Genomic DNA, 6,125 nt, shown 5'->3' with positions numbered 1-6,125 from the left:
TTGACCGGGAAAGGGGAAAGTCGCGTCACATCGCCTGCAACGCGATGTGACGCCGCTCCGCCGCCGAACGATAAATCGCCTCGATCACCCGAAGATCCGGGCCTCTGCCGATAGTCCCGGCCGTGGGCAGAAGGGGGCGTGGCCGCGCGGGACGAAGCGCCGCCACGCGGGGCCGATCATCGCCGGGGCAAAGGCGTCCGCGTCAGAATGACGTGCAGGAAGCGCGGGCCATGCGCGCCGCGCACATAGGTGCCCTCGATATCGGTGGTGCCCGAGACGCCCGTCACCCAATAATGCGCGCGCGGCTGGGCGCCCGGCAGGATCGCATCCTCCAGATGCGCGACGATCCCCTCCACCTCCAGCAGCACGACATGATGGAGCGCCACGAAATTAGGCAGCATCGGCGCGTCGCGCGCCGTTTCGAACACCAGCGAGCCCGTTTCGGCGATGCCGCATCGCGCGATCGCCAGCACCACGGTTTCCTCGATGCCGGCCGTTTCATGCCGGGTGAAGCCCGACCAGTCGCATCCCTCCAGCCGCGCATCGGGCGGAAGATAAGCGGCAGTCCCGATCCCCTGTTCCGCGCAGTAGCGCGCGAGCGCCGTCGGAAGCTCCTCGATGTTTTCGATCAGGTCGTGCGTCGCGGCGATGCTGGGCAAGGCGAGCCGGGACAGGAAGGTTTCCTCCAGCGCCCCGGCATCGACCCGGGGGCGCTCCGGCGCGATCAGCAGTGCCGCCGCCTCGATCGCGGGATCGCCGGGCGCGCCGGATTTCAGCTGCGAGAGGATGGCGTCGCGCGCGTTCATCGGCGTCGGCCCTTCTTGTATTGCGCCATGAAGCTGTGCGCTTCGGGGGCGGGCATGTCGCGATGCGCGGTCCAGCCGCCGGCCAGTGGCAGCCTGCCGATCCAGCCACGGCCCAGCACGCGCATGCCGCGCAGCGCCATTCCGCTCGCCGCGCGATAGAGGGAAGGGCGCCGCGCGAACCACGCCCACAGGCCAAGCCCGGCGCGCATCGTCTTCGGCTCCAGCCCCTCGCGCCAGCTTTTCTCGCGCCAGCCGCGCAGCAGGGTGGGAAGGGGGATGCGGACGGGGCACACTTCCTGGCACTTGCCATTCAGCGTGCAGGCATTGGGCAGGTCCCGGCTTTTGGGCAGGCCATCCAGCACGGGCGTCAGCACCGCGCCCATCGGCCCCGGATAGGTGCCGCCATAGGCATGGCCACCGATCTGCCGGAAGACGACGCAATGATTCATGCAGGCGCCGCAGCGGATGCAGCGCAGCATTTCCGCCAGCCCATCCTCGCGCATGGTGGTGCGGCCATTATCGACCAGCACGATGTGCATCTCCTCCGGTCCGTCGCGATCGGCGGGACGGGCGGGGCCGGTGTAGAAGGTTGTATATTGGGTCAGCGCCGCGCCTGTCGCGGAGCGGGCCAGCATGCGCAGCATGTGTGTGGCATGCGCCATGGAGGGCACGATCTTCTCGATGCCGGCCGTCACGATGTGCATGCGCGGCGGCACCAGCGACAGTTCGGCATTGCCCTCGTTGGTGACGGTGCAGATCGCGCCCGTATCCGCGATCAGGAAATTGGCGCCGGAGATGCCGACATCGGCGCCCAGCATCTGCGTGCGCAGTTCGCGACGCGCGCTTTCGGCCATCGCCGCGATCGTCTCTTCCTCATGCGGGGTGCGATGACGCGCCTTGAACAGCGCGGAGACCTGCTCGCGCGTTTTGTGCATCGCCGGCCAGATGATGTGCGAGGGGCGCTCGTCGGCAAGCTGGATGATATGTTCGGCCAGGTCCGTCTCGACCCGCCCGATGCCGGCTTCCGCCAGCGCATGGGGCAGGCCGATCTCCTCGCCCAGCATGGATTTGGAGCGGGCGACCGATTTCGCGCCCGCCGCCCTGCACAGATCGATCACGATCCGGCAGGCCTCGTCCGCCGTGCGTGCCCAGTGGACCTTCGCGCCCGCGGCGACGGCATTGGCCTCGAACTGCTCCAGATAGTGGCCGAGATGGGCGATCACATGATCCTTGATCGCGGCGGCGCGATCGCGCGCGCGATCGAAATCGGGAAAGGCGTCCACGGCGATGGCGCGCTTGGCCTCCGCCGTTCCGGTGGTGCGCTCGACCGCGATCTTGAGGATCGGGTCGGCCAGCGCGGCGTCCGCCCGATCGGTGAAAGCGCTCATCCTTCTTCCCCGATCGCGGGGCCTTCGCCCATGCCGGCGAGAAGTTCGATCGCATGGAAGGCGCGCACCGGCGATCCCCGCCGGTGAAGCTTGCCTGCCATGTTCATCAGGCAGCCGAGATCGCCCGCCAGCAGCAGATCCGCGCCCGTGGCCTCGATGGCGACGGCCTTCTCCTCGACGATCGCGTTGGAGATGGCGGGATATTTGACGCAGAAGGTGCCGCCGAAGCCGCAGCATGTCTCTTCGCCCTTGAGCGGCTTCAGCGACAGGCCTTCGACCGACTTCAGCAGCCGGCGGGGCTGGGCCTTGATGCCAAGCTCGCGCAGGCCCGAGCAACTGTCATGATATGCGGCGGTGGTCGCGGGCAGGCTCACGTCTTCCGGATGCCAGCCGCGCACTTCATCCAGATACGCCATGATCTCGAAGGTCTTCGCGGCGACGGCCCTGGCGCGCGGCTCCCATTCCGGATCGCCTTCGAGGATCTCGGGATAATGACAGCGGATCGTGCCCGCGCAGGAGCCGGACGGGATCACGACATGATCGAACGGCTCGAGCATGGCGATCGTGCGCTTCGCCAGATCGACGGCGGTATCATGATCGCCCGAATTGAGCGCGGGCTGGCCGCAGCAGGTCTGCGCCTCCGGCACCACCACCTCGCAGCCGGCCGCCTCCAGCGTGGCGAGCGCGGCGAAGCCGACGCGCGGCCGCATCGCATCGACAAGGCAGGTGACGAACAGGGCGACGCGCGGACGCGGCATGGACTTCAAACTCCGTGGCGGCGCGCGAAGGCGAGAAACAGTTCGGGCCAGCCCGCCGCAGCGGCAGCCTTTGCGCCGACGCCGAAGCCGTGGCCACCCGATTCGAAGATATGCGCCTCCACGGGCACATTTTGCTGCTTGAGCGCCATCATCATCGCCGTGCTGTTCTCGACCGGAACCGTCTTGTCGTCGATCGCATGGGCGATGAAGGTGGCGGGCGCGCCGGCTGCCACATGCTGATCGAGCGAATAGGCGCGCGCGCGATCCGGCGTGGGATCGGCACCCAGCAATTGCCGACGGGATCCGGCATGGGCGGAGGGGCCATCCATCATGATGACCGGATACATGAGGGCCGCCACCTGCACACCCAGCGGCTGGCTGTCTGTCGCATCGATCGGCGCATATGCCGCCGGTGCGCCCTGCGTCGCGAGCCAGCCCGCGAGATGGCCGCCCGCCGAAAACCCCATCACGCCGATGCGCGCGGGATCGAATGTCTCCTTCGCCGCCATGCTTCGCACCATGCGCAGCGCACGCTGGGCATCCTGTAGCGGCGCTTCCGGCCCCGCGCCCCATCCGTCGCCCGGCAGCCGATAGAGAAGGATGAAGCAGGTATAGCCGGCCGAGGCCAGACGGCGGGCGATCTCATACCCCTCCAGCCCGATCGCGACGCGAATATAGCCGCCGCCGGGGATCAGCAGCATCGCCGCGCCATTGGGCTTTTTCGGCCGCAGCATCGTGAGCGTAGGCGTCACGACATGTTCGAAATAGGTATCGTCGGGAGGGCTGTCGGGGCGGCGAAGCCCTTCCTTTTCTGTGACGCTCACACCCACGCTGCCGGGCGCGACACCGGGCCAGATCGGGAAGCGCGTGAAATCCCCGGGAATTGTGAATGCCTGCGCGGAGGCGCGCGACGCGCTGCCCAGCAGCGAGAGCGCGGTGCCCGCGGCGAGGAAGGTCCGGCGATCCACCGACATCAATGGCATGCCGTGCTCCCGAGAGATGTGTCGCGTGCGAGATCGGGCCATTCGGCCCTGACGGAAGAGGAAACCGGCAGATCGAGCGTCTTCAATGCGCGGGCAACGATATTCGCGACGGCGCGGGAGCCCGGTTCGCTGAAATGGGTGTCGTCATCGATGCCCTTGGGAAAATTGGGCAAACGATCCGCCACGCTCAGTGGCATGTCATAAGGGCGCGACGCGGCGGGGGCAGGCGCGGCGGCGAGCGGCGCGGCGAACGCCATCGCCACGCATGGGAGGTCAGGCCCGGGCGTCCTGCCGGGCGGCACCCGGCATCCTCCCGGCTGGCGAGCCATCCGCCGATGGAGGTGCCGCACGGTGGATCCCGGGTTCGGCCCGGGACGACGGTCAGGCCTGGACAAGAGCGAGGCTCTTACTGGAGGTTCACGAACATCCCGCCGTCGACAAGCAGCGCCGCACCCGTGACATAGGCGGCCATATCGGAGGCGAGAAACACGATCGGGCCGGCCAGATCCTCCGGCATGCCGAGACGGCCGAGCGGCGTGCGCTTCTCCATATATTCGCGCTTCTCGACATCGGCGAGATCATCCTTGTTGATCTCGGTCAGGATCGTGCCGGGCAGAACGCTGTTGCAGCGTATGCCATATTTTCCGAGCGCGATCGCGGTGGACTGCATCAGCGAATGCACGCCCGCCTTGGTGGGCGTGTAATGCGTCTGGAATTCGCCGCCGACGAGCGCCGAGATGGACGATACGGCGACGATCGCGCCGCCATGGCCCTGGCGGACCATCTGCTGGGCGGCGGCCTGCACCATGAAATAGGCGCCGTGCAGGTTCACCTTGAAGGTGCGCTCCACCACCTCCACCGGCATGTCGAGGAAGGCGTGGAACGGGCAGATGCCGGCATTGCTGACCATCACGTCGACCTTGCCGAAAGCCTCGACCGCCTTCGCCACGAAATCCTGCGCGGTCTGCGGATCGGACACGTCCCCCTTCACCGCGATCGCACGCTGGCCCAGCGCCTCGATCTCCGCCACGCAGGAGGCCGCCGGGCCGTCGCTATGCGCATAGTTGATCGCGACATTGGCGCCATGCCTGGCCGCGCCGATCGCGGCGGCACGGCCGATGCCGGTGGATGCGCCGGTCACGAGTACGGTTTTGCCTTCGAGGAGCTTCACGATCGCTTCGTCCTTGTTGTGATGGGGTGCCTCAGCGGCGAGGGGGCCTGGTCTGCGGCGTCCAGCCGAGATCGGCGCTGATGCGCTGCGCGGTGGCGCGCACGTCCGAGCCGAGCGCCGTCATGCGCGTATCGTCCATATATTGCGCTGCGCTGGAAAGGCTGATCGCCGCGACGATCCTGCCGGAGGCGTCGCGGATCGGCGCCGCCACGCAGCGTATCTGATCCTCATTCTCCTCCAGATCGAAGGAGCGGCCCTCGGCGACATAATCCTGCATCCGCGCGAGCCAGACGGCATAATCCGCCTTCGGGGCGCCGGATGCCTGATCGGCATCGAACAGGCGCCGCCAGGTGGCTTCTGCACCATCCAGCAGCAGCGCCTTGCCGAGGCCCGTGGAGGTCAGCGGCTGGCGATCGCCCACGCGACTGGAGATGTCGACGCGGCGCCGGCCGGGTATCTTGTCGAGATAGAGGGCGAGATCATTGTCGAGGCGGCCGAGATGGACCGTATCCTCGCTGCGCTGCGCGAGTTCATCGATATGGGGGCGGGCGATCTGCACCACGTCGGTCTGCGATTGGGCGAGGAAGCCCAGATGCAGCAGCTTCGGCCCCAACTGATAGCCCTCGCGCGGCAGGAAGGTGAGGAAGCCGCGATCGATCAGCGCATTGGCCAGCCGGTGCGTGGTCGATCGGGTGAGGCCCATGCGCGCCGAAAGCTCGGCCAGCTTGATCGGCCCGTCCACGACCTGATCCAGCAGATCGAGGCCGCGAAGGAGGGTCTGGCTCCCCTGAACCTTCGCCTTTTCCTCGCCCGCGCCGGAATCTTCGGTCGGTCCGGAATCTTCGTTTGACGCCGCTTTTCTCATCTAATAACATCCTATCCCATAAAGTGAGACAATGTAAACAGCCAAGCCGGAGGGGCTGACGACCCGCGCGGTCGCTTCAAAACGTAAAATTCGGTCCATTTCCAGCCGTCTGACGGCACATGATGGCATGGAGTGTCGCGCAATTCCACAATGT

At 67.1% G+C, this 6,125-nt stretch carries 7 protein-coding genes; all 7 read right to left on the bottom strand.

The features are described 5' to 3' along the window. Nucleotides 1-176: 176 nt before the first annotated feature. Nucleotides 177-806 carry an LUD domain-containing protein gene (locus tag DI605_RS16370; RefSeq protein WP_293976019.1) on the bottom strand — a complete coding sequence of 210 codons (630 nt, stop codon included), beginning with the start codon at nt 804-806 and terminating at the stop codon, nt 177-179. Next, nucleotides 803-2,194, bottom strand: a complete 1,392-nt coding sequence (locus DI605_RS16365; protein ID WP_293976017.1) for a lactate utilization protein B — start codon at nt 2,192-2,194, stop codon at nt 803-805. The genes DI605_RS16370 and DI605_RS16365 overlap by 4 nt, the downstream gene beginning before the upstream one ends. Further along, complete coding sequence (locus tag DI605_RS16360; protein WP_293976015.1) at nt 2,191-2,952, bottom strand: (Fe-S)-binding protein; 762 nt, start codon at nt 2,950-2,952, stop codon at nt 2,191-2,193. The genes DI605_RS16365 and DI605_RS16360 overlap by 4 nt, the downstream gene beginning before the upstream one ends. Before the next feature lie 5 nt (nt 2,953-2,957). Continuing rightward, nucleotides 2,958-3,935 (bottom strand): alpha/beta hydrolase, encoded by a 978-nt coding sequence (locus tag DI605_RS16355; RefSeq protein WP_293976013.1) that lies wholly within the window; start codon nt 3,933-3,935, stop codon nt 2,958-2,960. Further along, nucleotides 3,926-4,192 (bottom strand): hypothetical protein, encoded by a 267-nt coding sequence (locus tag DI605_RS16350; RefSeq protein WP_293976011.1) that lies wholly within the window; start codon nt 4,190-4,192, stop codon nt 3,926-3,928. Before DI605_RS16350 ends, DI605_RS16355 begins: the two co-directional genes overlap by 10 nt. Before the next feature lie 149 nt (nt 4,193-4,341). After that, nucleotides 4,342-5,106: an SDR family NAD(P)-dependent oxidoreductase gene (locus DI605_RS16345; protein ID WP_293976009.1), complete on the bottom strand. Its 765-nt coding sequence runs from the start codon at nt 5,104-5,106 to the stop codon at nt 4,342-4,344. A 31-nt stretch (nt 5,107-5,137) separates the two neighbouring features. Then, nucleotides 5,138-5,971: an IclR family transcriptional regulator gene (locus DI605_RS16340; RefSeq protein ID WP_293976007.1), complete on the bottom strand. Its 834-nt coding sequence runs from the start codon at nt 5,969-5,971 to the stop codon at nt 5,138-5,140. Nucleotides 5,972-6,125 lie beyond the last annotated feature (154 nt).

This window comes from Sphingomonas sp. (assembly GCF_003248515.1).
GTDB lineage: Bacteria > Pseudomonadota > Alphaproteobacteria > Sphingomonadales > Sphingomonadaceae > Sphingomonas_I.
The sequence above is the reverse complement of the archived record's forward strand: the minus strand, read 5'-3'. Positions and strand labels throughout refer to the sequence as shown.